Source organism: Sulfitobacter sp. SK011, assembly GCF_003352065.1.
Lineage (GTDB): Bacteria > Pseudomonadota > Alphaproteobacteria > Rhodobacterales > Rhodobacteraceae > Sulfitobacter.
This window is the reverse complement of record NZ_CP025803.1, coordinates 2,128,126-2,153,717: the sequence shown is the minus strand read 5'-3', so window position 1 is coordinate 2,153,717 and position 25,592 is coordinate 2,128,126. Positions and strand designations below refer to the sequence as shown.

Annotated in this window: 28 protein-coding genes; 10 read left to right on the top strand and 18 right to left on the bottom strand. The window is 57.6% G+C overall.

Annotation, left to right across the window (positions count from 1 at the left end; all coding sequences use genetic code 11):
• Positions 1-47 precede the first annotated feature (47 nt).
• The 3 genes from ppk2 to C1J02_RS10595 are packed head-to-tail and all read left to right on the top strand — an operon-like array spanning position 48 to position 1,888.
• Positions 48-917, top strand: coding sequence for a polyphosphate kinase 2 (gene ppk2 / locus C1J02_RS10605; protein WP_114878553.1), 870 nt, complete (start codon positions 48-50; stop codon positions 915-917).
• Positions 910-1,527 carry a TetR/AcrR family transcriptional regulator gene (locus C1J02_RS10600; RefSeq protein ID WP_114878552.1) on the top strand — a complete coding sequence of 206 codons (618 nt, stop codon included), beginning with the start codon at positions 910-912 and terminating at the stop codon, positions 1,525-1,527. The genes ppk2 and C1J02_RS10600 overlap by 8 nt, the downstream gene beginning before the upstream one ends.
• A 55-nt stretch (positions 1,528-1,582) precedes the next feature.
• Positions 1,583-1,888, top strand: coding sequence for a hypothetical protein (locus C1J02_RS10595; RefSeq protein WP_114878551.1), 306 nt, complete (start codon positions 1,583-1,585; stop codon positions 1,886-1,888).
• Here the strand turns inward: C1J02_RS10595 and C1J02_RS10590 are convergent.
• The 4 genes from C1J02_RS10590 to C1J02_RS10575 all read right to left on the bottom strand — a co-directional run bounded on the left by C1J02_RS10590 (position 1,852) and on the right by C1J02_RS10575 (position 5,587).
• The gene (locus C1J02_RS10590; RefSeq protein ID WP_114878550.1) at positions 1,852-2,868 is read right to left on the bottom strand and encodes an LLM class flavin-dependent oxidoreductase; all 1,017 of its coding nucleotides are present in this window, start codon (positions 2,866-2,868) and stop codon (positions 1,852-1,854) included. The genes C1J02_RS10595 and C1J02_RS10590 overlap by 37 nt on opposite strands.
• 198 nt (positions 2,869-3,066) lie before the next feature.
• Positions 3,067-3,555, bottom strand: a complete 489-nt coding sequence (gene rpsI / locus C1J02_RS10585; protein ID WP_114878549.1) for a 30S ribosomal protein S9 — start codon at positions 3,553-3,555, stop codon at positions 3,067-3,069.
• Between the two features lie 2 nt (positions 3,556-3,557).
• Positions 3,558-4,019 (bottom strand): 50S ribosomal protein L13, encoded by a 462-nt coding sequence (rplM, locus tag C1J02_RS10580; RefSeq protein ID WP_114878548.1) that lies wholly within the window; start codon positions 4,017-4,019, stop codon positions 3,558-3,560.
• 161 nt (positions 4,020-4,180) lie between these two features.
• Complete coding sequence (locus C1J02_RS10575; protein ID WP_114878547.1) at positions 4,181-5,587, bottom strand: PLP-dependent aminotransferase family protein; 1,407 nt, start codon at positions 5,585-5,587, stop codon at positions 4,181-4,183.
• Between the two features lie 98 nt (positions 5,588-5,685).
• Between C1J02_RS10575 and C1J02_RS10570 the strand changes: the two genes are divergently transcribed.
• Positions 5,686-5,916, top strand: coding sequence for a DUF1127 domain-containing protein (locus C1J02_RS10570; protein ID WP_114878546.1), 231 nt, complete (start codon positions 5,686-5,688; stop codon positions 5,914-5,916).
• 64 nt (positions 5,917-5,980) lie between these two features.
• Here the strand turns inward: C1J02_RS10570 and C1J02_RS10565 are convergent, their stop codons facing one another.
• Complete coding sequence (locus C1J02_RS10565) at positions 5,981-6,409, bottom strand: PaaI family thioesterase (protein WP_114878545.1); 429 nt, start codon at positions 6,407-6,409, stop codon at positions 5,981-5,983.
• Positions 6,410-6,468: 59 nt separating this feature from the next.
• Between C1J02_RS10565 and C1J02_RS10560 the strand changes: the two genes are divergently transcribed.
• The 4 genes from C1J02_RS10560 (at position 6,469) to gluQRS (ending at position 10,363) form a co-directional block, all read left to right on the top strand.
• Positions 6,469-7,254: an enoyl-CoA hydratase gene (locus C1J02_RS10560; protein WP_114878544.1), complete on the top strand. Its 786-nt coding sequence runs from the start codon at positions 6,469-6,471 to the stop codon at positions 7,252-7,254.
• Positions 7,255-7,523: 269 nt separating this feature from the next.
• Positions 7,524-8,861 (top strand): methylenetetrahydrofolate--tRNA-(uracil(54)-C(5))-methyltransferase (FADH(2)-oxidizing) TrmFO, encoded by a 1,338-nt coding sequence (gene trmFO / locus C1J02_RS10555; protein ID WP_114878543.1) that lies wholly within the window; start codon positions 7,524-7,526, stop codon positions 8,859-8,861.
• 39 nt (positions 8,862-8,900) lie between these two features.
• The gene (locus C1J02_RS10550) at positions 8,901-9,515 is read left to right on the top strand and encodes a class I SAM-dependent methyltransferase (RefSeq protein WP_114878542.1); all 615 of its coding nucleotides are present in this window, start codon (positions 8,901-8,903) and stop codon (positions 9,513-9,515) included.
• Positions 9,512-10,363: a tRNA glutamyl-Q(34) synthetase GluQRS gene (gluQRS, locus tag C1J02_RS10545; RefSeq protein ID WP_114878541.1), complete on the top strand. Its 852-nt coding sequence runs from the start codon at positions 9,512-9,514 to the stop codon at positions 10,361-10,363. Before C1J02_RS10550 ends, gluQRS begins: the two co-directional genes overlap by 4 nt.
• A gap of 9 nt (positions 10,364-10,372) precedes the next feature.
• Here the strand turns inward: gluQRS and C1J02_RS10540 are convergent, their stop codons facing one another.
• Entirely contained in the window at positions 10,373-11,152 is a 780-nt protein-coding gene (locus tag C1J02_RS10540; RefSeq protein ID WP_162798302.1) for a hypothetical protein, read from the bottom strand.
• An 83-nt stretch (positions 11,153-11,235) separates the two neighbouring features.
• Entirely contained in the window at positions 11,236-11,592 is a 357-nt protein-coding gene (gene hisI / locus C1J02_RS10535; RefSeq protein WP_114880508.1) for a phosphoribosyl-AMP cyclohydrolase, read from the bottom strand.
• Between the two features lie 81 nt (positions 11,593-11,673).
• Here hisI and C1J02_RS10530 point away from each other — a divergent pair, with 81 nt between their 5' ends.
• A complete protein-coding gene (locus C1J02_RS10530) occupies positions 11,674-12,135 on the top strand; it encodes an iron-sulfur cluster assembly scaffold protein (RefSeq protein WP_114878539.1) in 462 nt (153 codons plus the stop codon).
• A 235-nt stretch (positions 12,136-12,370) separates the two neighbouring features.
• Here the strand turns inward: C1J02_RS10530 and C1J02_RS21235 are convergent, their stop codons facing one another.
• The 5 genes from C1J02_RS21235 to C1J02_RS10510 all read right to left on the bottom strand — a co-directional run bounded on the left by C1J02_RS21235 (position 12,371) and on the right by C1J02_RS10510 (position 17,990).
• Positions 12,371-12,499 (bottom strand): hypothetical protein, encoded by a 129-nt coding sequence (locus C1J02_RS21235; RefSeq protein WP_302622750.1) that lies wholly within the window; start codon positions 12,497-12,499, stop codon positions 12,371-12,373.
• Positions 12,500-12,597: 98 nt separating this feature from the next.
• Positions 12,598-14,688: an ATP-dependent DNA helicase RecG gene (gene recG / locus C1J02_RS10525; protein WP_114878538.1), complete on the bottom strand. Its 2,091-nt coding sequence runs from the start codon at positions 14,686-14,688 to the stop codon at positions 12,598-12,600.
• Positions 14,685-16,805 carry an NAD-dependent DNA ligase LigA gene (gene ligA, locus C1J02_RS10520; RefSeq protein ID WP_114878537.1) on the bottom strand — a complete coding sequence of 707 codons (2,121 nt, stop codon included), beginning with the start codon at positions 16,803-16,805 and terminating at the stop codon, positions 14,685-14,687. The genes recG and ligA overlap by 4 nt, the downstream gene beginning before the upstream one ends.
• Positions 16,806-16,905: 100 nt before the next feature.
• Complete coding sequence (gene ctrA / locus C1J02_RS10515; protein WP_114878536.1) at positions 16,906-17,613, bottom strand: response regulator transcription factor CtrA; 708 nt, start codon at positions 17,611-17,613, stop codon at positions 16,906-16,908.
• 98 nt (positions 17,614-17,711) lie between these two features.
• Positions 17,712-17,990 (bottom strand): DUF1153 domain-containing protein, encoded by a 279-nt coding sequence (locus C1J02_RS10510; protein ID WP_114880507.1) that lies wholly within the window; start codon positions 17,988-17,990, stop codon positions 17,712-17,714.
• A gap of 122 nt (positions 17,991-18,112) precedes the next feature.
• Here C1J02_RS10510 and mnmA point away from each other — a divergent pair, with 122 nt between their 5' ends.
• Positions 18,113-19,255, top strand: a complete 1,143-nt coding sequence (gene mnmA / locus C1J02_RS10505; RefSeq protein ID WP_114878535.1) for a tRNA 2-thiouridine(34) synthase MnmA — start codon at positions 18,113-18,115, stop codon at positions 19,253-19,255.
• 32 nt (positions 19,256-19,287) lie between these two features.
• On the opposite strand, the gene lpxB is transcribed toward mnmA, so the two are convergent.
• From lpxB to bamA, 6 genes are all read right to left on the bottom strand, one after another.
• On the bottom strand, positions 19,288-20,499 hold the full coding sequence (gene lpxB / locus C1J02_RS10500) for a lipid-A-disaccharide synthase (RefSeq protein ID WP_114878534.1): 1,212 nt from the start codon (positions 20,497-20,499) through the stop codon (positions 19,288-19,290).
• Positions 20,436-21,236 carry an LpxI family protein gene (locus C1J02_RS10495; protein WP_114878533.1) on the bottom strand — a complete coding sequence of 267 codons (801 nt, stop codon included), beginning with the start codon at positions 21,234-21,236 and terminating at the stop codon, positions 20,436-20,438. The genes lpxB and C1J02_RS10495 overlap by 64 nt, the downstream gene beginning before the upstream one ends.
• A complete protein-coding gene (gene lpxA / locus C1J02_RS10490; protein ID WP_114878532.1) occupies positions 21,233-22,015 on the bottom strand; it encodes an acyl-ACP--UDP-N-acetylglucosamine O-acyltransferase in 783 nt (260 codons plus the stop codon). Before lpxA ends, C1J02_RS10495 begins: the two co-directional genes overlap by 4 nt.
• Positions 22,012-22,482 carry a 3-hydroxyacyl-ACP dehydratase FabZ gene (gene fabZ, locus C1J02_RS10485; RefSeq protein ID WP_114878531.1) on the bottom strand — a complete coding sequence of 157 codons (471 nt, stop codon included), beginning with the start codon at positions 22,480-22,482 and terminating at the stop codon, positions 22,012-22,014. Before fabZ ends, lpxA begins: the two co-directional genes overlap by 4 nt.
• A 63-nt stretch (positions 22,483-22,545) precedes the next feature.
• Positions 22,546-23,151, bottom strand: coding sequence for an OmpH family outer membrane protein (locus C1J02_RS10480; protein WP_368073753.1), 606 nt, complete (start codon positions 23,149-23,151; stop codon positions 22,546-22,548).
• Positions 23,123-25,387 (bottom strand): outer membrane protein assembly factor BamA, encoded by a 2,265-nt coding sequence (bamA, locus tag C1J02_RS10475; protein ID WP_254693083.1) that lies wholly within the window; start codon positions 25,385-25,387, stop codon positions 23,123-23,125. Before bamA ends, C1J02_RS10480 begins: the two co-directional genes overlap by 29 nt.
• Positions 25,388-25,592 lie beyond the last annotated feature (205 nt).

The window sequence follows — 25,592 nt, the reverse complement described above, 5'->3', positions numbered from 1 at the left end:
CTTAACATCCCATATATAAGATCAGACACCGAATTTCAGGAGGCCATATGGACCTGCCCTTTGACGGCGCGATCAGCGCGTTTTTTGAAAATGATGCCCCGGAAGATATCCGCAATGCCATTCGCGGCGCGGACAAAAATGATATTCTGGCGGCCTCGTATCCGCACAGCGACCGGTTGGCGCGCAAGCGGTACGAAAAAGACTATAAGAAGCTCCAGATCGAACTGGTCAAACTGCAGTCATGGGTCCGCGACAGCGGCACGCGTATCGCGATGGTGTTTGAGGGCCGAGATGCGGCTGGCAAGGGAGGGACAATTGGCCGGATACTGGAACATCTGAACCCACGTGCGGCCCGGGTCGTCGCCTTGTCCAAACCCACCGAAACGGAACAAAGTGAATGGTATTTTCAGCGCTATATCAAACACCTGCCCTCAGCCGGTGAAATGATCTTGTTTGACCGCAGCTGGTATAACCGCGGCGTCGTCGAGCCGGTTTTTGGCTTTTGCACTGACAACCAACGGGCGCATTTCTTTAGACAGGTCAACCCGTTTGAGGCGATGTTGGCAGAAGATGGCATCCATCTTTTCAAATTCTGGTTGAACGTAGGGCGTGCCGAACAGCTGCGCCGCATGCTGGCGCGCGAACGTGATCCGCTCAAGCAATGGAAGCTCAGCAGCATCGACGTCAAAGGCCTGACGAAATGGGATGCCTATACCACCGCGATCCAGGAAACCTTGACCCGCAGTCATACCGAAAATGCCCCCTGGACAGTGATCCGGTCCGATGACAAACGCCGCGCGCGGCTTAATGCCATTAGGGTTATCTTGCACACCTTTGATTACCCACAAAAAAACAAGAAGGCCATCGGGCCAATCGATACGTCGATCTGTGGCGGACCGGACATCTGGGATGCCTAAACGCGGCTATCACCACGGCAATCTCAGACAGGCGCTAATTGATGCAGCGCTTGAGTTGATTGAGTTGCGCGGGCCCACCGGCTTTACCCTCTCTGAGGCTGCCAAACAGGCGGGTGTGACCCCGGCGGCTGTTTACCGGCATTTTGAGGGGCGCGAAGACCTGATTGCCGAAGGTGCGATGCAGGGTTACGAGATTTTTGCCGATCTGATGGAATTTGCCTACCAATCCGGCCAACCTTCGGCGCTCAAGGCGTTTGAAGCGACGGGTCGCGCCTATCTTGCTTTTGCGCGCAAATACCCCGGCCATTACATCGCGATGTTTGAAAGTGGCATTTCGGTTAACAGGACACCGGAACTGGCCGCTGTTGCCAACCGTGCCAATGGGGTGCTGGAACAGGCCGCCGCCGACCTCAGCCAACATATTCCGGCTGACAAACGCCCGCCTGCGTCGATGTTTTCCGCGCATATCTGGGCAATGAGCCACGGTGTGGTCGAACTTTTCGCCCGCAACTCCCCGGGCCGGGCATCGCCGTTCCCGGCTGATGAGCTTTTGGAAAGCGGCATCGGGATATATCTGCGGGGGCTCGGTCTGGTTCGGCCAGATGAATAGGTTTGTGCGGATGCTGCCGCAACGTTGGCAATATCCGGCCTAGGAATGGGGCGCATTGATTGTTGCTGGATTGGTTTTCACAATCGCAAGCGCTGCCTATTTCATCTACCGCACGCCTGACCATCACGTGCATGCGGGCTATACGACGGGCAAAGTTCTGTCGACGTTCGATACCTCGGATGAGCTGCGTTTTGATGTGCGTGCGGTCGTCGCTCTGCCAGACGGCTCAAACATCGCTGTGCGGGCCCAGTCATTTGCGATGGCGCAATGGCTGATCGACGAAACCTGTATCGACGTGCGAAAGGCTGAAAGCAGCCGCACCTATTACCGACTTGCCGCCCTCGCCAACTGCGCGTCCTGATCACCTGTCAAATCCGCCATCACACCAGCCGCAATTTCAAACGACCTGAGCCGCGCGTCATGATCATGTATCTGCCCGGTCAGAATAATCTCATCCGGCTGATAGGACTGGATCATCTCAGCCAATTGCCGCTTAACCGTCTCTGCCGATCCAACGGCCGAAACCCGCAGCATCTGGTCTACGGCGCGCCGAACAGGGGTGCCAATCTCTGCGTCAATATCCTCAACAGGTCCCGGCAGTTTGCCCCGTTTGCCGGTCCGCATGCGCGCAAACGCCTGTTGCATTGAGGTGCGCAGATACGCGCCTTCCGCATCTGTATCAGCGGCAAAGACATTGGCCGCCAACATGAAATAGGGCTTGGCCTCCGGTGTCGCCGGTTTGAAGTCCCTCCGATAAAGATAAAGCGCCTCTTCCAGCGCGTCCGGCGCAAAATGCGATGCAAAGGCATAGGGCAGACCAAAATGTGCCGCCAGTTGCGCGCCATAAAGCGATGACCCAAGAATCCAGATCGGCACATGGCTGCCCTCGCCCGGTATCGCGCGCACCGGGGCACCGGGGCGCGGATCGCCAAGATAGCCCCTCAATTCGGTTACAGCTCCCGGGAAGTCATCACCGCCCCGTCGCAAGGCGTGATAGACCGCCTCATCGCCACCCGGCGCGCGGCCCAGCCCCAGATCAATCCGGTTGCCGTGGATCGCCGCCAATGTGCCAAATTGCTCTGCAATGGCCAGGGGCGCATGATTGGGCAGCATGATCCCACCCGCCCCGATGCGCATCCTTTGGGTCTGGCCTGCCACATGGCCAATCAGCACCGATGTTGCCGCCGAGGCGATGCCGGGCATGTTGTGATGCTCTGCCATCCAATACCGGTGATAGCCCCAGCCTTCGGCGCTCTTGGCCAAATCAACTGTATTTCGAATGGCCTGCGCTGCCTCTGACCCGTCAGGGATCGGGGCCAGGTCAAGAACGGAGTACTTCATCTTTGTTTCCTAAGCGTGTCATCGCTTCACATAATATCGCTGCTGTTTTTGAAAACCCCCAGCCTCTTCACCCTTTTCAAAAATACCGCGGGGGTTTGGGGGCAGCGCCCCCATTCCGGTCGGCGCGCGTCAGCGCGTCGACATAAAAAAGGCCACCCCAAACAGAGGCGGCCTTCTTTGCAATAATCGTAGGTAAACTTAACGCTTGGAGAACTGGAAGCTCTTACGCGCCTTGGCCTTACCATATTTCTTACGTTCCACCACGCGGCTGTCGCGTGTGAGGAAGCCTGCTGCTTTCAGGGCACCGCGCAAAGCGGGTTCATAAAGCTGCAATGCTTTGGACACGCCATGCTTAACCGCACCGGCCTGACCGGACAGACCGCCACCTTTGACTGTGGCAACCACGTCGAACTGGTCAACCCGGTCGGTGATCGAGAAAGGCTGTGCCAAGATCATCTGCAAAACAGGGCGTGCAAAATATTCGTTCTGCGGCTTGCCGTTGACGGTGACCTTGCCGGAACCCGGCTTGATCCAGACGCGGGCAACCGCATCTTTACGCTTGCCTGTGGCATAAGCCCGGCCCAGCTCGTCACGGACGGGCTCGCGGGGGGGCAATTCAACCTCTGGAGCTGCGGCAACGCCTGCAACTTCGGCCAGGTCTTCGAGTGTGTTGATTTCGTCAGCCATGCTCATGCACTCCGCGTGTTTTTAGAGTTCATTGATTTCACATCCAGAACGACAGGGCTTTGCGCCTCGTGGCCGTGCTCAGTGCCTGCATAGACGCGCAGGTTGGTCATGATCTGGCGTGACAAGCGGTTGCCGGGCAACATGCGCTTGACGGCTTGGGTCACGATCCGCTCGGGGTGCGCGCCTTCCAGGATCTGTGCCTTGGTGCGCTGCTTGATCCCGCCGGGATGGCCGGTGTGCCAATAGAAGTTTTCTTCGCGCTTCTTGCCGGTCATCTGGATTTTCTCGGCATTGATGACGATGACGTTGTCGCCGCAATCCATGTGAGGGGTGAATGACGGCTTGTGCTTGCCGCGCAGGCGCGTGGCAATGATCGACGCAAGACGGCCCAAAACAACGCCTTCGGCGTCGATGATGATCCATGTCTTGTCGATGTCTGCCGGTGTTGCAGAAAAGGTTTTCATCGGAATTTCCCGTTTGATGGTAAAAGCACGGCCAAACGGGCGATGCCTTCATGTGATGGGCGGGTTATAAACATGCGGTTTGCCACGTCAAGCGGTGTGCGTCGTATTTAAACACACAAAAACAATAGCTTAATAAATAGGTATTATAGTACCCCAACTTATTACACCGAAATCTGTTCCGGTGGATTATCCAGCAAGTCACGCAAACGCTGCACGGCGGCAGCAAAGCTTTCAATGGAAACGCCCGCGTTGATGGCAAGGCGCACCTTGTGGCGCACACGCGCATCGCGTCCGGCAAACTCTTCGGCGGGCCGCACCGGCACATCCGCCGCCTCTGCCGCCTGGCAGAACGCGACCGCCCGCCAGCCCTGCGGCAGCGTGAGCCACAAGAACGGGACATCCAGCCGCCAGTTGACGTCGTACCCCTGCAAGGTATCCGCTGCGGTCTGTATATATTGTCCATAGATGTCGCGCGCCTTGGCCGTCAGGGCATTGACCCGGGGATCACCCAGTAACAGTGCTGCCAGATCCAGCATCGGTGTGGGCAGCCCGAAAAAGCCATGTTCCTTGGCGCGCCGCAAGCCGGATGTCTTGCCTTTCGGGGCCACGGCAAACCCCAGCCGCAGCGCGGGCGTCAGCGTCTTTGCGATCGAAGAAACATACCACCCCAATTCAGGAGCCAATGCACGGTATGTGGCGGCCCGCTCCATCCCCATGCGGTAACAATCGTCCTCCAGTATTTGCAAATCGTGGCTGCGTGCAACGACCACCAGTTCTTCACGACGCGCAAGTGGCGTGTGTGCAACCGTCGGATTGTGCACTTCGGGGGACGTGCAGAATACCTGAGCATCACACCCCTTGGCTGCGGCATGAAGGGCATCCGGGATCACACCTTTCTCATCCATCGCAACCGGCACGACATCCGCGCGCAGCAGTTCCGCCGCGCGGCGAAAGCCGGGATAGGCGAGCTCTTCAACCAAAATCGTAGGCCGGCGCCCACTCAGCACCGCCTGCAACACCAGAAAAATACCGTGCTGCCCACCCATGGTCATGACAACATCTTCTGCGTCTATCGGCCCCAGCGGTGTGTTAGCCAACCATTTCAACGCGGCCTTGCGCGCCAGAACCGCGGACGCACGGGTCGGGTAATGCATCACCCCCGACGCCGGGTTGTCGGCCACCTGACCCAGCAATTCCCGGATCAGTGCGGCCTGTCCAATGCTTGGCAGCACCGGAGAAAACAGATTAACGCGGTGCATGTCATGCGGGCCCATGTGCGCCACCGCGTCAATTTCGATCGGCACATAGGGCACGTCGCGCAAGGGTGCTGTCACAAAGGTGCCGCGCCCGACCTCGGCGGTCAGCACCGCCTCATCGGTCAGAATGGTATAGGCGCGGGCCACGGTGCCGGGGGTGATGCCAAGCTTCCAGGCCAGATCGCGCACTGGCGGCAATTTGTCCCCGACACCAAGCTCACCCTTGCTTATCGCTTTGCGGATCGCCGCCACCACGGCCTTATATTTGGGCCCTGCGCCATCGGACAGTTCCGGTTGCCAAATTGTACCCATTACAATGTTTGCCTAGTCATTTCAGATCAATCTTTGTACCAATTGATCGTAGCGATTTGCTATATTGTGTCAATACAATTGAGTAAAAGGAGATACCCATGACACACGCATTGACCCTCTCTTCCGAGATGTTGACCGCCCTAAACACACGCAGCATGCCAATCGCTGCGCTGCTGGCGGTCAAATTTGCGGTCTGCGTGACGAAATGGGCCACACGCCGCCGCACACGTCTGGCGCTGCGCAAGCTGGAGCCGTGGCAATTGCGCGATGTGGGACTGACACCGGATCAGGCCGAAACGGAGGCTTGCCGCGTGTTCTGGAAGCCATAACATCCCTGTGGTGACTTTCAGACCTCTTCACTTGGGCCGGGTTTTCCCCGGCCCATTTTTCATCTTATCCAATGGATTTCGGCGGAATCGCATAGGTCAGGCTGGCCCGCGCCACCGGTTTGTCAGACCCTTCTGAATAGATCAGCACATCCGTCACCGACAATTGCTTGCCCAGCTTCAACAGCCGCGCTTTGGCAATCAAATTCACCCCTGCCAGCGGCTTGCGCATGAAATCAATTGAACAATTTGTGGTCACGGCCAATGCCTGTGGTCCGATCATGGCCAGCGTCACCAGATAGGCCGCAACATCCGCAAGCGCGAACATCGAAGGGCCAGACACGGTGCCACCGGGGCGCAGATGCCGGTGCGCGGTCAGCAACCGCATGGTGATTTCGCCCTCGCCCACATGATCGACAGCAAAGTCTTCTGCCACCTGATCAAACACCTCGTGCATGAAGTGTGTCAGCGCCTCTTCGTCCATCATTACGGGCATGCTTGTTCTTTCCTGCTGTGTTGACCTAGGATTGGCCTATTTGAGGGTAAGAGAGCAAGATGGCAATTCTTGAGATTGAAGTACGCGGACCAGTGGCGCACATGACAATGAACGCACCAGAACGGCTTAATGCGCTGTCCGATGAGATGTTGGAAGCTTTGCAAACCGGTTTGGATGGTCTGGCAAACAATGCGCAGGTCCGGGTCATCACCATCGCGGGCGCGGGCAAAGCATTTTGCGCCGGACATGACCTGCGCCAGATGGCAGAGAAACGAAAAGAAGCGGACGGCGGGGTTGCCGCCTTCAGGGATCTGTTCGATCGATGCTCTGCCCTGATGGCCCGTATTCGGTTCATGCCGCAGCCGGTCATTGCCCAGGTCCATGGCATCGCAACCGCCGCGGGGTGCCAATTGGTTGCCACCTGCGATCTGGCGGTCGCCGCCAAAGAGACACGTTTCGGCGTGAACGGGGTCAATATCGGATTGTTCTGTTCAACCCCGATGGTGGCGCTTAGCCGCAACATCGCCCGGAAAAAGGCGTTTGAGATGCTGACCACAGGCGATTTCATTAACGCCACCCGCGCTGAGGAGCTTGGCCTGATCAACCGTGTCGTCGAAAGCGACGACCTCAGCGCCGCCACCGCGGCCTTGGCGGATCAAATCGCCTCTAAATTGGGGTCGGCTGTGAGACTGGGCAAAGTCGCCTTTTATCAACAGCTGGAGCTGCCGGTCGCTGAGGCCTATGCCTATACCGGCGACGTTATGGTTGAAAACATGCAGAACAAGGACACCCAGGAGGGCATCAATGCCTTCATCGAAAAACGGCCCCCCGACTGGTCGCAATGATTGTTTCCAAATATGATTGCGATTGTTTACGTTTTTGCTCTAGTAAATCGGGCATAATTGGGGCATCAATAGGGCAAGGCCAATAGCCTTAATGATTTTGGGTCGCCGACGGCGGAAGGTCCCTCCAGGTCAGCCTCTCACTGACCGACCATACCTGCAGCGGCGACCCCAAAAATCACCCCCTCCTGACATTCTCCACTGCAAGTAATTGTACCGCAGGTGTTGGCTGCCTGTTGCTTACCAAAGCACCCTGCCCTACATCGCGTTTCATGACACAGACACTCCATATCATCGGCGGCGGCATGGCCGGATCAGAAGCAGCCTGGCAGGCGGCAAACGCGGGCATTCCCGTCGTGATCCATGAAATGCGGCCCAAGGTCGGCACATTTGCACACCAGACCGGGCTTTTGGGTGAAATGGTCTGTTCAAACTCATTCCGGTCTGACGACAGCGAACAGAACGCGGTGGGCCTGTTGCATTGGGAGATGCGCGCAGCGAACGGGCTGATCATGGCCACGGCCGACAAACACCGTCTGCCTGCCGGCGGCGCGCTGGCGGTGGACCGCGATCCCTTTGCCCAATCGGTGACAGATGCGTTGCTGGCCCATCCGAATATCAGCGTCGAATACGGCGAAATCACTGAACTGCCCGATGACGGCCACTGGATCATTGCGACCGGGCCGCTGACGTCCGGTTCTTTGGCCGATGCCATTGCCGCGCAAACCGGTGCCGAGGCGCTGGCATTTTTCGACGCCATCGCACCAATTGTCTATTTTGACAGCATCAACATGGATAAAGCATGGATGCAGTCGCGCTATGACAAGGGCGATACCGAGGAAGAACGCACTGCCTATCTCAACTGCCCGATGGACAAAGACCAATACGAGGCCTTCATCGACGCGCTGTTGACGGCAGACAAAACCGAATTCCGCGAAGGCGAAACGGCTGCCTATTTTGACGGATGTCTGCCCATAGAAGTCATGGCCGAACGCGGACGCGAAACCCTGCGCTTTGGGCCGATGAAACCTGTGGGCCTGACCGATGCACATCAGCCCGATGTCAAAGCCTATGCCGTTGTGCAACTGCGCCGGGACAACAAACTGGGCACGCTGTACAACATCGTCGGCTTTCAGACAAAGATGAAGTATGGCGCACAAGCCGATGTTTTCAAAATGATTCCAGGTCTAGAGAATGCGCGATTCGCGCGCCTTGGTGGCATCCACCGCAACTCCTTTATCAATTCCCCCACGCTGTTGGACGACCAGATGCGTCTGCGCGCCCGGCCTCATATCCGCTTTGCAGGCCAGATCACTGGCGTCGAAGGCTATGTTGAAAGTGCGGCGATGGGTCTGCTTGCCGGGCGCATGGCGGTGGCCGAGATCAGGGGAGAAGCGATCACCACGCCGCCCAACACAACAGCGATGGGCGCATTGATCACCCATATCACTGGCGGTGCCGAGGCAAAAACCTTCCAGCCAATGAACGTAAACTTTGGCCTGTTTCCCCCTGTTGAGGGCCTGAAATCAGGTCGGCGGGGGCGCAAGGACCGCTACAAGGCCTATACAGATCGCGCCAAGGCAGACTGGCAAAGCTGGCTGGAAAGTTAGGGCTGGACGGGACCATACATCCTTCGTAGATTTTTCTGCATGAGTGATCCTTTTCTCGACAAAGCGTATGGCGCGCGCGATGCCGCCTCAACCCGCGAGCTTTATGACGACTGGTCCGCGAGCTATGAGGCCGAAGTAGGCGAAAACGGCTATGCCACGCCTGAACGATGTGCAAAAGCGCTTGCCAAATACAGTGATGATCCCACCCAGCCCATTCTTGATTTTGGCTGTGGCACCGGGCTTTCGGGTTTGGCGCTCAAACTCGGTGGATTTACCACGATTGACGGGATGGATCTGTCGGCAGATATGCTGGCGCGGGCCAATGACAAAGGCGTTTATCGCACCTTGCATCATGTTGAGGCTGATGCACCGCTGATCCACGCGCCCGGCGATTATGCCGCGATTGCCGCGATCGGGGTCATTGGGGCCGGTGCTGCCCCGATCTCTGTGTTTGACACGTTGATGAAGGGGCTCGCGAAAGGCGGGCTAATGGTATTTTCTTTCAACGATCACGCGCTGCAGGACAAGGCCAACGAGGCACGGGTCAGCGAATGGCTCGACTGTGGTGCCGCGTGTTTGCTGTTTCGCGAACACGGACCGCATCTGCCGGGCATTAACTTGAAGTCCAATGTCTATGTGATTGAAAAGACTTGAACTTTCGGACACGTTTTGCACCGTCACCCACAGGGCCGCTGCACCTTGGACATGCGTATTCCGCGCTTTTGGCCTTTGATATGGCACAGGCACATGCCGGTGAATTTCTACTCAGGATCGAGGATATTGACCAGTCGCGCGCACGCCCTGAATGGGAGATGCAGATTTATGATGATCTGGCTTGGCTGGGATTGCGATGGCCAGAACCCGTGATGCGGCAGTCGGAGCGCCATGCCGCTTATGATGACGCGCTTGATCAGCTTTGGCAGCAAGGGTTGCTTTATCCATGCACCTGCTCTCGCGCAGATATCGCGGCGGCGGCCTCTGCACCTCAGGAAGGCGCGCCGCTGCATGGGCCGGACGGGGTAATTTACCCTGGTACATGCCGTGTAACGGCCTGTCGCACGGGCCTGAGACCCACGATTACCCCCTTGCGTCTGGACATGAGGAAAGCGGTTCAGAGCATTGATAATACTTTCTATTTCACTGAAACGGGGCAACGACACGGCGATATCCGCGTTGATGCCGATACCTTGACCTTGGGTATTGGCGACATCGTCCTTTCCCGTCGTGATATGGGCACATCCTATCATCTCTCGGTGGTGCTGGATGATGCGGCTCAGGACATTACCCATGTGGTGCGCGGTGAGGATCTTTTCGAGGCGACAAAAATCCATGTCGTCTTGCAAAAGCTTCTTGGGCTACCGACACCCACCTATCACCACCACCGCTTGATCCGGGACGCGGCAGGCAAACGGCTGGCCAAACGCGACGACGCGCGGGCGATTTCGCTTTATCGGGTTGAGGGCAAAACCCCCAAAGATATTCGTTTGATGGTGGGGCTTTAGGCGCGGTTCCTAACCCGGCAGACTGTGCCAGGGTTTGGGCATAATCACCCATCGGCCATTCACATAGATCAGCCCGTCAAATGCCAGACCCAAGGTTTCGCCCTGCTTTACAAATTTGAACCGGACGATCGGCACGTCGATCTTGAAATACTGCAGCACGTCTTTATACCCGCCCGGGAATTTATCCAGCACCGGCTTTTGTTCAAAAAGCGCACGGGTGGTGGTGTGGACCACAATGATATCGTCTTGATACGGTTTGGGGCCAAACGCCGTTCCCGGCCCCATCTGCTCTTGATAACTGGCCCACAAGGCGGTCGCCAATGGATCGGCATAGACCGCCCTGACCTCTGCTTCGGTGGGCAGGATCGCCTGTGTCAGCGCCCGTAAATCGGCCCCCGGTTCCAAAAATGCGCTGAGCAAGGCGTGCGCTTCGGCTTCGCTGCCTGGGGTCGCGACAGGTGCGGTGGCGGGCGGTGAACGATCCTCTGGCCTGCTGCTGGCCTCAACCAGTGCCAAAAGGCTGGCAGTCGGGTTGGCCTGACAGACTTTGGCGAGGTTCCCCAGCAGAATGGCGTTGTTGTTTGGGTCAACGGGCCGCACGTTGTCGGTGTTGGCCGCAATAAACCCAAACGTCCATGCCGCGATCATGACCTGATCGGCCTCGGTCGCAGTGCCCAACACGGTGCTGCAGTTGCCGCGCGGATCGAACCCGGCCGATTGTGCCTGCGCCATCGGGGCCAGAATCGCGGCACATAAAACCGCGCTGATACCCGTTATTGCCGTGTTCATATGCCAAACCCCCATCCCTGACCCCTTTGAATGAACAGGCTAGCGGAAGTATGTGATCTTGGCAAAAGACCGCGCATAGGCGTCTAGATGGGTTTGGTCAACTCACGCTCATTGCCATCCTCGACAGCCGTAAAAAAGCAGCTCCGCCGCCCGGTGTGGCAGGCCGGCCCGGTCTGGCGCACCAACACCAACAGACAATCCCGGTCACAGTCAAAGCGCAGTTCAACCAGTTCCTGCACATGGCCGCTGGTTTCACCCTTGATCCAGAAAGCCTGCCGGGAGCGGCTCCAATACGTCGCGCGTCCGGTTTCCAGCGTTTGGGCAATGCTTTGCGCATTCATCCACGCCAGCATCAGCACCTCTTTGCTGTCTACATCCTGCGCAATCGCAGGAATGAGCCCCGCGTCATTAAAGGTCAGACTTGCAGGATCAAATCGCATCCGCTTGGCCCCTCTCAGAAAAGTTTTTTGCATCTTTGGTGTGGGGGGTTATGTAGGCATTCAAAGGCAAAGGAAACAACCATGTCGGGCGATACCGATCTTATCAAACTTTACTCGGCGCGTATCCTGGCGCTGGCGGCGGACATTCCCCATCTGGGTCATCTGGATGCGCCCGATGCCACGGTAAAGCGCCGCTCGCCGCTGTGCGGGTCCACGGTGACGGTTGATGTGCGCGTCGCAGACGGACGGTTGGCGCAGTTGGGCCAAGACGTCAAAGCCTGCGCTTTGGGCCAGGCAGCGGCGGCTGTCATGGGTGGTGCGGCACTGGGTGCGACGCTGGAACAGGTCGAAAAGGCCCGCGATCAACTGCATGCCATGCTGAAAAACCATGGGCCGGTGCCCGATGCGCCCTTTGACGGATTTGAGATTCTCACGCCTGCGGTTGAATACAAGAACCGGCATGCGTCGATCATGTTGAGCATTGAGGCGCTGGCTGAGGCGATGCAGCACGCCACGGCACCGGCAGAAGTCAGCAAATCTTGATTTGATACATGGAATGTCGGCTGGGGCGGGCTTTGAAGTCCGGGCTGATATGATGTGCAAAAAAAACGCCGCACATCCTGAAAAGGATGGCGGCGCAAGGAAAGCGTTTCTCATGTGGGACCCGGATTTGCCGTAGGGGATACCCCCGATGCCAACGTCAGACAGGCAGTGTCAGTTGGCAGCATCAATTTGGGACGGATGCGTCAGGCAAGCGGCATGAGAGCGCAGGCAGATATCAAACAAAGGCAGGAAGATGCAGACCAACAACAAGCATCACAATCAAGGCAGCCGCACCGACGGCATCCTGCAACAACGTGCCTTGCGACCGGGTTGCGATGGATTTGAGCGATTTCAGCGTTGTCATTCTGTGTCTCCGTCTTTGTTGCCTCTTTGTTCTCATTTTATTAACCACTTGTAAAGAACTAAATGAGAACATTTGCGAACAAAGCAGGTGGAAACCCGTTAACCCACTGAAATCAAACGGATCGCTTCATCCTGCCGCATCAACCACAGCAGCAGCCGCGTTGCCTCGCCGCGGGGGGATGTCAATGCAGGGTCATCGTTCAAGAGTTTGCGGGCATCCGATTGCGCCACTGCCATCAGCCCGGCCTGTCGTTCCAGATCGGCCACACGGAACCGCGGCACCCCTGATTGTGCCGTGCCAATCAGATCGCCGGTGCCGCGCATTTTGAGGTCGGTCTCGGCAATGATGAACCCGTCTTCGGTCTCGCGCAGAACCTCCAGACGTTGTCTGCCGCTCTCACTCAGCGGTGGCTGGTACATCAACAAACAGGTCGACGCCTCTTGGCCGCGCCCTACGCGGCCCCGCAACTGATGCAGTTGCGCCAGACCAAATATCTCGGCGCGCTCCACCACCATGATCGTGGCATTTGGCACGTCCACGCCCACTTCAATGACGGTCGTAGCAACCAGAACCTGGGTTTCGCCATTCTGAAACGCGCGCATGGCCGCATCTTTTTCGGCGGGCGGCATTTGCCCATGCACCAGCCCCACGACCCCCTCGCCCAAGGCGGCGCGCAACCGTTTGAACCGTTCCTCGGCAGCGATCAAATCGCTGATTTCACTTTCCTCAACCAACGGACAGACCCAGTAACACTGCCGCCCCTCGGCAATGACAGAACGCAACCGTCCCACCACTTCATCAATACGTTCGGTGCTGACCAAAGCGGTCTTGATCGGTTTGCGGCCGGGTGGTTTTTCATCCAATACGGAAACGTCCATATCGCCATATTGTGCCAAGGCGAGCGAACGGGGGATTGGCGTTGCGGTCATGACCAGAACATCCGCATGATGGCCCTTCTGGCCCAGTTCAAGACGCTGACGCACGCCAAACCGGTGTTGTTCGTCCACCACGGCAAGCCGCAGATCGTGAAAATGGACATCCGCCTGAAACACCGCGTGGGTCCCGACAAGCACCTGAATATCGCCACGTGCCAATGCCGCGAGCTTGGCCTGTCGTTCGCTGCCCTTGTCCCGTCCGGTCAGAATTTCCAACACCACGCCCGCCTGATCGGCCAAGGGGCGCAAACCCTGAACGTGCTGGCGGGCAAGGATTTCGGTCGGGGCCATCAACACCCCCTGCCCGCCCGCCTCGACCGCGCGCAATAATGCGATGAAGGCGACAAGCGTCTTGCCCGCCCCGACATCGCCCTGCAAAAGCCGGTTCATGCGCTGCTCGGTTGCCATATCGCCGGTGATTTCCGCGATTGCGCGGTTCTGGGCTGTGGTCGGTTTATAGGGCAATGCGGCCATCACCCGGGCCTGCAAGCGACCGTCACCGGTGCTGGACCGGCCCTTTTTGCGGCGTTCCTTTTGTCGGGCCAACGCCAAGGTCACCTGATGGGCAAAAAGCTCATCATAGGCCAGCCGTTCGCGCGCAGGTGCGGTCGGGGCCAGATCCGCCAGCGACGCAGGATCATGCGCCTGCGTGACCGCCGTCAGAAAATCAGGCCATTTCGATTGGTTCACGTGCCCTGCATCGCTCCATTCGGGCATCTGAGGCACCCGCGCAATGGCACCACGGGTGGCTTTGTACATCAGCTTTTGGGTGATCCCTGCGGTCAGCGGATAGACGGGTTCAAAGGCCGGAATAGTGTCTGCGTCCGCTTCGGCCACGGCGAAATCGGGGTGCACCATCTGGGCCATGCCGTCAAAAAGCTCAACCCGGCCCGAGACAATTCGACGAGACCCCTCAGGCAGTTGTTTTTTCCAATAATCGCCGCGCGCATGGAAATAGACCAACTGAAAGCTGGTCTTGGCATCCTCGACGTGAATGCGGTACGCCCCGCCTTTGTTCTTGGCCGGGTAATGTGCGCCAATGGTCACGGCCACCGTCAATGTTGCAGGCAACACCGCGTCTTTGACCGTTTGAGACAGGGCGCGATCAATCCCGGAATAGGGCAAGGTGAACAACAGGTCCCGTGGGGCCAGAATGCCAAGTTGCGCAAACAGTTGCGCGGTCTTGGGGCCGACACCTTCAAGCGTTTCCAACCCTGCAAACAGCGGGAAAAGGGGTTCCGGCCGCCCGCTCATGCGTCACTGATCAACGAGAGCCAGCCGTCTTCATCCAGGGTTTCAATGCCCAATTCCGCGGCCTTTTTCGCTTTCGATCCGGCACCGGGACCGGCAATCAGAATATCTGTCTTTGCGCTGACCGACCCGGACACCTTCGCACCCAGCCGCTCTGCCCGCGCTTTTGCCTCTGCGCGGGTCATTTTTTCAAGCGTGCCGGTGAAAACCACCGTCTTTCCGGCAACCGGGCTGCCGGATGTGTCGGGCCGTTTTGCGGCGATGACGTTCAACTGCGCAATCAGCCGATCGATGGACGCACGTTCGGCTGATTGCGCAAAGGCATTTACCACCGATCCCGCCATCACGGCCCCGACGCCATCGACCCCGATCAGGTCATCCCAGGCGGACCCCTGTTGCGCCTCTGCCGCGATCATCGCGGTTTCAAACGCATCCCAGGTGCCATAATGCAGCGCCAACAGATTTGACGCCGCTTCGCCGACATGGCGGATGCCAAGTGCAAATATCACGCGGCCCAGCGGGATATTCCGTTTATCCTCAATGCTTTGAAAGAGGTTGTTCGCAGATTTCTCGCCCCAGCCTTCCCGGTTTTTCAATTGCTGCAGACCCTGACCATACCGTTCTTTGAGGGTGAAGATATCTGCCGGTTCCTTGATCCAGCCATCGGCATAGAACTGTTCAACCTGCTTGGCACCCAGCCCCTCAATGTCAAACGCCCCGCGCGCCACAAAGTGTTTCAGCTTTTCAACAGCCTGTGCGGGACAGATCAGACCACCCGTGCAACGGCGCACCGCATCCCCCGGTTCCCGGACCGCCTCGCTGCCGCATTCCGGGCAGAGGGTCGGAAAGACAAAAGCGGTGGCACCGGGATCGCGTTTGCTCAGATCCACATCAGCGACCTTCGGGATCACATCGCCGGCACGATAGACCTGCACCCAATCGCCCACGCGGATGTCTTTGCCGCCGCGAATCTGCTGTCCCTTGCTGTCCAGACCGCTGATGTAATCCTCGTTATGCAAGGTTGCGTTTGACACGACCACACCACCAACCGTCACTGGCCGCAGCCGCGCGACGGGGGACAGAGCGCCTGTGCGCCCAACCTGAATGTCGATGCCCTCCAGCACGGTCCAGGCCAATTCAGCCGGAAATTTGTGGGCGATCGCCCAGCGGGGGGTGGTCGATCTGAAGCCGAGCCGGTCCTGCAGCGCCAGATCATCGACTTTGTAGACCACGCCGTCGATGTCATATCCCAGCGTCGCACGCTGTTCCTCGATCAGTGCGTAATGGGCCAGCATCGCGTCCGGTCCGTCACAGATCGCGGTCAGCGGGTTGGTGGCAAACCCAAAATCCGACAACCGCGTGATGGCACCCATCTGGGTGTCTGCGAGCGGATCTGACAGCGCGCCCCATGCATAGGCAAAAAACCGCAGCGGGCGTGATTTCGTGATGCTGGCATCGAGCTGGCGCAATGATCCTGCCGCCGCATTGCGCGGGTTGGCAAAGGGTTTGGCATCCGCCGCCAATTGACGATCATTCAACGCCGCAAAATCGGCATGGCTCATGTAGACTTCGCCGCGTACCTCAAGAACGGATGGCGCGCCTGTCAGGACCTGTGGGATATCGCCAATTGTACGCGCATTTGCCGTAACGTTTTCGCCCACGGCCCCATCACCGCGTGTTGCGGCATGGATCAGCCGGCCGTCCTCGTATCGCAAGGACAGTGACAGACCGTCAATCTTGGGTTCGGCAGTGTAGGCCAGCGTGACATCCGCGCTTATTCCGAGGTATTTTCGAACACGGGCATCAAATTCAACGACATCTGTTGTGTCGAAAGCATTTGAGAGCGACAGCATCGCGACCGCATGGGTGATTTTCGAAAACCCGTCAGCTGGTGTGGCACCGACCTGATCGCTGGGGCTGTCCTGCCTCTTCAGGTCCGGGAACCGCGCCTCGATTGCGGCATTGCGACGTTTCAGCGCGTCATATTCAGAATCGTCAATTTCCGGGTCGTCTTGTGTGTGATAGGCGGCGTTTGCACGTTTCAGAATTTTGGCAAGCCGCGCGAGTTCATCCTTGGCCTGCGCCTCAGTCAGCGCTTCTATTGCAATCTCAGATGTCAAAAGACCTGCCCCCGGAAGTGTCGCTTCTATCTTCTTAGATAGGTGGCGACGGGGGGCAGGTCTAGCACGATTTGGAGGGTCGTATCGGTTGGATGGCGGCTTAGGCGCTCGCTGCCAAACTCATCGTAGCAGGTTCCGGATCACGCAGCACATAGCCCCGGCCCCAGACTGTTTCGATGTAATTCTCGCCGCCGGTCGCAATGCTCAGCTTTTTGCGCAGCTTGCAGATGAACACGTCAATAATCTTGAGTTCAGGTTCATCCATGCCGCCATAGAGGTGGTTCAGGAACATTTCCTTGGTCAAGGTTGTCCCTTTTCGCAGGGACAGCAGCTCAAGCATTTGGTATTCTTTGCCCGTCAGATGTACTGTTGAATTGTCGACGCTGACGGTTTTGGCGTCCAGATTGACGGCAATTTGACCGGTTTCGATCACAGATTGCGAATGCCCCTTGGAGCGTCGGATGATCGCGTGGATGCGCGCCACCAGTTCTTCGCGGTGGAACGGCTTGGTCAGATAATCATCCGCCCCAAATCCGAAACCCTTGATCTTGCTTTCGGTGTCATCAGCCCCGGACAATATCAGGATCGGTGTATCAATGCGTGACAGGCGCAGTTGGCGCAAAACTTCGTGGCCATTCATGTCTGGCAGATCAAGGTCCAGAAGGATCAAATCGTAATCATAAAGTTTCGCCAGATCGATCCCTTCTTCACCCAGATCAGTGGCATACACATTGAGGTTTGCATGGGTCAGCATCAACTCGATGCTGCGAGAAGTAGTTGGATCGTCTTCGACTAGTAATACACGCATTAATTTTTTCTCCGGGGCGGCTTCATTGCTTTGGACTAGATCGTGAACAAAAAAGGTTAACCACTCGCTAACAGAGATTGGATTAACAGATTCGCAACCTAAAGTTGTCTATATTTTTGCAATGCAGTCGCTTTTAAAGCCGCTTCTCCGTGATCTGTGACCGCACGGACCCACTCCAGAAATTCATCCTCACTGATCTGGTAACGTTCCAGCGCCTCGGCCTGGGTGATCAGGCCATAGACCACCCCCCGCACCACAGCAGCTTTGCGTGACGCAACCCAGCGGCGGGTCGCGGTATTTGGCAGATCACTGCGCGACATCACCGTGCCATCGGCAAGGGTCACAGAACGCGGTCCGTCAACTTTTTTCAGATACATGAGCTTTTCCGGCATTATTTGACCCCAATCTGCACCCGCAGCCTTAATGCAAAGTGAAGCGCGCCCTTGTGAGTAGTTCGCATTTTCCTATATTCGCTCCTAACACCTCCCGGAGACATGACATGCCCCTCGACCACACACCGCCGCTCAATTCATTGGGCTTTGCAAAAGCGCCCGCCGACACGCGCGTCGTGGTGGCGATGTCGGGTGGCGTGGACAGCTCTGTCGTTGCCGCGATGCTTGCGGATGAAGGATACGATGTGGTCGGCGTCACCTTGCAGCTTTATGATCACGGTGCGGCGCTGGCCAAAAAGGGTGCGTGCTGCGCCGGTATCGACATTCACGATGCGCGGCGTGTGGCCGAAGAAATGGGGTTTCCGCACTACGTGCTCGATTATGAAAATGTGTTCAAAGACGCGGTGATTGATGAGTTTGCGGACAGCTATCTGGCCGGTGCAACGCCGGTGCCCTGCATCCGTTGCAATGAGCGGGTGAAATTCAAGGACCTGCTGGAAACCGCCAAGGATCTTGAGGCCGATTGCATGGCAACGGGCCATTATATTCAGCGCAAAATGGGTGATAACGGTGCCGAACTGCACGCCGCCGCCGATGGCAGTCGCGATCAAAGCTATTTCCTGTTTTCAACCACCCCCGAGCAGCTTGATTATCTGCGCTTTCCGCTGGGCCATCTGCCGTCCAAGGACGACACTCGTGCTTTGGCTGCGAAATACGGGCTGGGCGTGGCGATGAAGCCGGACAGTCAGGATATCTGCTTTGTGCCAAATGGCGATTATGCCTCTGTCATCCGCAAACTGCGCCCGGAAGCCGCTGATCCCGGCAATATTGTCGATTTGGAGGGCAACGTGCTGGCCCGTCATGAAGGTGTGATCAATTATACCATCGGTCAGCGCCGGGGCCTTGGCATTGGCGGGCTGGCAGATCCGCTGTTCGTGGTGAAGCTTGACGCGGACCGCAAAGAAGTTGTGGTCGGCCCGAAATCCATGCTCGCCACCCGTAAAATTCCGGTCCGCGAGATCAACTGGCTTGGTGATGCCGCGCTGATGTCGCAATCTGAATGGCCGATTGCGGTGCGGGTCCGGTCCACAAGGCCGCCACGCGATGCGATTTTGCGCCCGCTCACACCCACCACTGCCGAGGTGGAATTGTTGACACCCGAAGAAGGTGTGTCCCCCGGTCAGGCCTGCGTGTTTTATGACCCCGACAGCACCCGCATTTTTGGCGGTGGCTGGATTCACAAGGGGTAAATATTTTCCGCGCGTTCGGTGGGGCGCATGATTTAAAGACGGGCCAGCACCGCCTTGGCCGCGCGCAGGCCCGGTGCCTCGCCGCCCTGCCCCAACCGTTTCATTGTCACCGCCATCGCGGCATTCTGGGCATCTGGATTGGCCAGCACCTTTGCCAAGCCGCCGGCAATCTGATCGGCGGTGCACTCTGGCCCCAGAAATTCGGGGACAACGCGGGTGTCTGAAACCAGATTGACCAGCGTGACCGTGTCAATCAACGCCATCCAGCGGATGATCCGAAAGCTGAGCCAGTGCATGCGATAGGCGATCACCATCGGGGTTGCGGATGCTGCAAGCTCAAGTGAGACAGTGCCGGACGCCGCCAATGCGACATCTGCAGCCCGAAATGCCGCACGTTTTTGGGCCTTGGCTACGTCTGGCAGATGGTCACGCGGATCCAGAATGATGGGTGCAAAGGCCCAGTCTTTGGTAACCTCGATCACATCATGGACCACCGCGCTTGCGGCGGGGATGACCACCCGCAAACTGGGCTTTTGGTACATCAGCTTAGCCACCGCTTCACCAAAGACGGTGCCAAGCCGTGCCACTTCACTGCGCCGTGATCCGGGCAGAACCAGCAGCATCGGTGCATCGCCAATCCCCAACTCCGCGCGGAATTTTTTTGCGTCCATTTCACTGGCGACAGGTTCGGCCACAACCGGATGGCCGACAAAATCGCAGGCCATTCCAGCGGCCTGCATCAGGGGCGGCTCAAACGGGAACAGCGCCAGCACATGGTCGATGAAACGCGCCATCTTCTGCGCCCGACCGGGGCGCCACGCCCAGACGGTGGGTGCCACGTAGTGGACTGTTCTGATGTTACTTTTTTCCTTGACCAGCTTGGCGACGCGCAGCGAAAAATCGGGGCTGTCGATGGTGATCATGACATCGGGCTGCAGGGCGAGGACGGCATCCGCCGTCTGTCTGATGCGCGCTTTCAAGGCGCGGTATTTTGGCAGAATTTCCGCCAGCCCCATGACGGACAGTTCGGACATATCAAAGCGACTGACCAGACCCTGCGCCGCCATGTCCGGCCCGCCGATCCCTTCAAAGCGCACGTCGGGCTGCAGCGTCTTGAGCCCGGCCATCAAGGCGCCGCCCAAACGGTCGCCAGAAGGCTCTCCTGCAAGGATGAAAATCTTCACCCCTCGCCCCCGCGCCGGGACCACAGGACCATGCCGAACTGATCCGCCAGTGCTGTGCATTTGTCCGCGTCAAGAAGGATCACATCGCCTGCATCGATGATCACACCAACCAGACCGGCGGCGTGGGCCTGTTCAATGGTCGCGGGACCGATGGTGGGCATGTCGATCTCTCTGATCTGCCCCTCCTTGGGGCCTTTGCATAGAATTGCTGAGACACTACGCACCCTGTCTGGCAGGGTCGCCAGCAAATGTGCAGTTCCACCAATTGTTTCGATCCCCAACACCTGTTCGGCACCGATCACACAGGCCTGTCCGATGTCCAGCGGTGCAAGGCCTGCCAAGACCTGTTCGCCGCGCGCGGCATCGCGGCGCATCTGCGCGTCCGGCCATTTTTCCGACAACACGCCGGGCGGGGCCACCAGATCGGGAAGCAGTTGATCCACCCCAACGACAGTGAACCCGGTTTGTTCAAAAATATCCTTGATCACCTGCAACGCGCCATTGTCACCCGCTGCCAGTGCTTCTTTGAGCATGGGGACCAGCGCTGCCGTCTCAGCATCCAGTTTCGCGGGATCAAATGTCGGGCGGTCGATCCCGCCACAAAAACACACCTGCGTCACCCCGCGCGTGCCCAGATTCAGCAGCAGCGACCCCAGCGTTTCAAGCCGGAAGGTCAGATCGGCGGTCACATCATCAGGCTTGCTTTCGTCAAACACACAGATCAATGGCCGCTCTGCCTGAGCCTGAACAACTTGTGCGGGCAATGCACCGTTTCCTGCGATCAGCGCCAGGGTCATTTGGGGGTCAGGAAATGACGGCCCGTGTCGGCCATGATAAAATCAACGATTTCATGCACATAATCGCTGCTTGTCTCTTCGCCCAAGCGCTGTGCACGGTCATGGAACGTGCCTTCTCCCTGTGCCAGCATTTGAAAAGCGGCCCGCAGCGCGGTGATGTCAGTGCGTGCCACGCCGCGCCGTTTCAGACCGACGAGGTTGAGCCCATCCAGATCACCGCGCGGTGCCTGCACCAGCCCGTACGGGATCACATCATTTGTCACCATGGTCACAGCGCCAATGATGGCCCCATGCCCCACGCGCACCCATTGATGAATGCCCGACAACCCGCCGATGATCACGTCATCCTCGATCACACAATGTCCGGCGATGGCCGCTGAGTTCACCACAATCACCCGGTTGCCGATGATCGCATCATGGGCAATGTGGCATCCCGCCATGAACAACCCGTCATCGCCCACCGACGTCAATCCGCCGCCGCCCTCGGTACCGCAGTTCATGGTGACATGCTCGCGGATGCGGTTGCGTTTTCCGATGACCAACCGGCTCGCCTCGCCCTTGAATTTCAGGTCCTGAGGTATTTCACCAATGACAGCAAATGGAAAAATCACGGTGCCCTCGCCCACTTCCGTCTGGCCAGAGATCACCACGTGGCTTTTTACAACCACATCCGCGTGTATCACCACATCTGGCCCGATCATGCAAAACGGCCCAATGCGCGCCGATGGATCCACTTGCGCGCCCGGTTCAATCACCGCTGAGGCGTGAATTTTGCTCATGCAGAGACTTTTGGAAGGTCGAGCATCGCCATGAATTCGGCCTCGGCGGCCATTTCGCCATCAACCGTGGCCACACCCGCAAAGCGCCAGACCTTGCCGCCCGCCTTGCCGCGCACCGTCTTGAGATCCATGCGCAAAACGTCACCCGGTACAACTTTGCGACGGAATTTGCAGTTATCAATGGACATGAAATAGATCAGCATGTCGCGGTCCATCTGATCAAGGGCAACGCCGACCATCACACCTGCGGTCTGGGCCATCGCCTCGACAATTGTCACACCGGGCATGATGGGTGTGCCGGGGAAATGGCCCTGAAAGTGGGGTTCGTTCATGGTGACGTTCTTATATCCGACGGCGGATGCGGTGCCGTCGATCTCTTCGACTTTGTCGACCAGAAGAAAGGGATAGCGGTGCGGCAGAATGCGCTGGATCATCTGAATGTCGGCGCGCTTTTTCTCTTGGGTCATTGGCTGTCCGTCTTTTGCAATTATTTACAAATGGCTACCAATTCCGCAGCCTCGGGGCAAGCGTCAGGGCTTGGGCGTCGCCGTACCGCTGCCTATTGTTTCATTCAGCAACGCAATGGCATCATCTGTGATCTCAACCGTAGACGCGCTGACAAAGACGGTGCGCCGGTCGAGAATAACGGCCGCCCCTGCATCGCGCATCAACCGTTCCAACACTGGGGCCGCGGCGCTCAGAAACACGTCGCGTTCCTCATCCAGCAAGGCGTTCAAGGCACGTCCCTTGGCCGCCTGTTCCTGCCGTATCTGTTGAACCTTCTTGTCGAATGCATCTGCCAGAACGCGAAAATCTTCCGGGGCCATATCGGCGCGCTGGGCGGTCAATGCCTTTTCCTCGGCCTCCAGATCCGTCGCGATCTGATCGTTTTCAGCGGCGAGTTTATTCCCCTCGATCTCGATCTCCTGCGCGACCCGCAAGCCAAATTCGCTTTCCTGAAAAACCCGGTCAGAATCGATGGTCAAAATCGGGCTGCTCACCACGCCGCGTTCAAGCGGAATGTCGGTTTGGGATTGGGCAGAAAGAGGTGCGGCCCCCAAAAGGGCCAGCACCAGTATCACGATGGCACGCGGGCCGATCATCAGATCAGAACGTCGTGCGCAGAGTGACTTCAAAGCTCTGTTCTTTGTCGAAGGTTTCGCTCTTCAACGCTTTCGAGATATTGAACTGCAGCGGACCCACAGGTGTGTCCCAGAACAATGATACGCCCACAACATGACGGAAAGAGCCGCTTTCGCCAACCACGGTGCCAGTTGCCGCACCGGTGTTCACATCGCTTAGATCCCACAGGTTCCCGACGTCATAAAAGAGGCCGCCATTGATCCCATATTCCTCTGGCAGGCCCAGCGGGAATTCAGCCTCAAAGCGTGCCACAACATAGAGATTACCACCCAAGGGATCATCAAGTGTGCCACCTATCTCACGCGGACCGATGCCACCGGGTTCAAATCCACGAATGTCGGACGGCCCAAGAATAAACCGGTCCACAACGCGGTTTGTGCCGCTTTGCCATGCCAATGCGCCGCCTTCGAGCGTCGCGCGCAACGTCACATCTTCGTTAAAGATTTTCTTTTCGCCGGTGACTTTGGCCACAGTTTTGATGTACTTGTTGTCGCCGCCCAAGCCGGCAAAGTCCTGCGAAAATTCAAACAGAATGCCAGACGTCGGATCAAGCCCCGTTGCGCGTGTGTCATATGCGTAGGCGTAACCAAGCGACGACGAGGAAAGAGATCCTGCGTTAATATCGCTTTGAACAATCCCGCCATTGGTTTGCGCCGGCGCAACATCGCGATCAATCAACTCAATATCTTGAAAGCTGTATCGCAGAGACAGCCGGCTGTTTTCGCCAATGGGGAATGTCAGACTTGGCTGAAAAATGAATCTGTTTGAATCATAAGAAGAGAACGACGAATTGGTTTCGGCATAGTCAAGGTTCAAACCAAGCGCCACGTCGCGACCCAACAGGCGCGGCTCAACGAAATTGATGCCATAGCGTGTCGCCTCTGACGCGGTTGAAACCGTGAGGGCCAATTTCTGTCCGCGTCCAAGAAAGTTGGACTCAGAGAAACTGACCGCCAGACCGATGCCATCGTTGTTCGAGAATGTACCACCAAAGTTCAGAGACCCCGTTGGTTTTTCCTCAACGTTCACATCAACGACAACCTGTTCGCTGCTGGATCCTTCGCGGGCGTTGACCTCTGCCGTTTCGAAATAGCCAAGGGCGCGTATCCGTTCCGCGGCCTGCCGGATTTCGCGCGGGTTGAAGGGGTCGCCCTCTACCGCATCGAATTCACGCCGGACGACGCGGTCAAGCGTGGTTGTGTTGCCTTCGATGTCGATGCGTTCGACAAAGACCCGTGGTCCACGGCTCAGTACATATGTAATGTTCAGCGACAGATCACGGTCGTTCCGCTCGACCTGCGGTTCAACACGCAGGAAATCCACCCCATCGCGGATTGCCTGACGTTCCAGACGGGCGATATCGGCCTCAACCAGGGTGGGCGAATAGACCACGCCGGGGCGCACTTTCACAATCTGGCGATAGGCGTTTGCATCCACGTTCGGCATTTCCGAGACCACATTGATCTCACCAAACTTGAATTGCTGTCCTTCGGTGATGTTGAACGCCACAAAATAACCGTCACGTTCTTCGGTCAGTTCAGCGTTAACTGCCGAGGTGCGCATGTCCACATATCCGCGCGACAGATAGAAATCACGCAGCAATTGCTTATCCACGTCGATGCGGCTTTCGACCAGCGTATCGCGTCTGACCAGACGGCGGAACAGGCCCGCCTGCTTGGTGTCCAGCACGCGGCGCAGGCGGCGGTCCGAATAGATGCGATTGCCGACAAAGCTCAGGCGTTCAATCTCGATGTTGTCGCCTTCGAAAATTTCAAACACCAGATCGACGCGGTTTTGATTGCGACGGATAACGCGGGGCTGCACACGGGCCGACAAACGGCCATCGCTGCTATAGGCCTCCGCAATCGCCGCGGCATCTGCCTCTGCTTGCGCAGGATTAAAGACGCGCCGTTCGGTCGAGTTGATCACCCCTTCCAGCACTTCGTCCTTGATCCGCTTGTTGCCCTCAAACCGCACGCGGTTCAGCGTGGGCAATTCCGTCACGGTGATGACCAGCGTGCTGCCACGCGGCTCAATGGCAACAGTTTCGAACAGACCCGAGTTTTGCAGGTTCTGGTAGGCGTCATTTAATTGACCACCACTGACCGGTGCACCGCGCCTGATTCCGGCCCTTGCCAGAATGGCGCTGTCGCCGATCCGCTCGTTGCCGTTGATCACGACGCTGTTGAACTGATAACTCTGCGCAAGAACTTGTGTGGCAGGTGCCATCCAAGCCGTTGACAACAGGGCACAAACAGAGACCCCGCGCATTAAGTTCGACAGTGTTTTCGTTATTGCCCGCTCGGAAGGCGCAGCGCCTTCAATCCTCAGCCCCATGGTTCTAACCCAATCTTAAGACATCATTGACGTCCTGAGTACGCAGGTTATCGCCGTTTGTCAAAACCATCGGTGGTAAAAATTCACTACATAATGC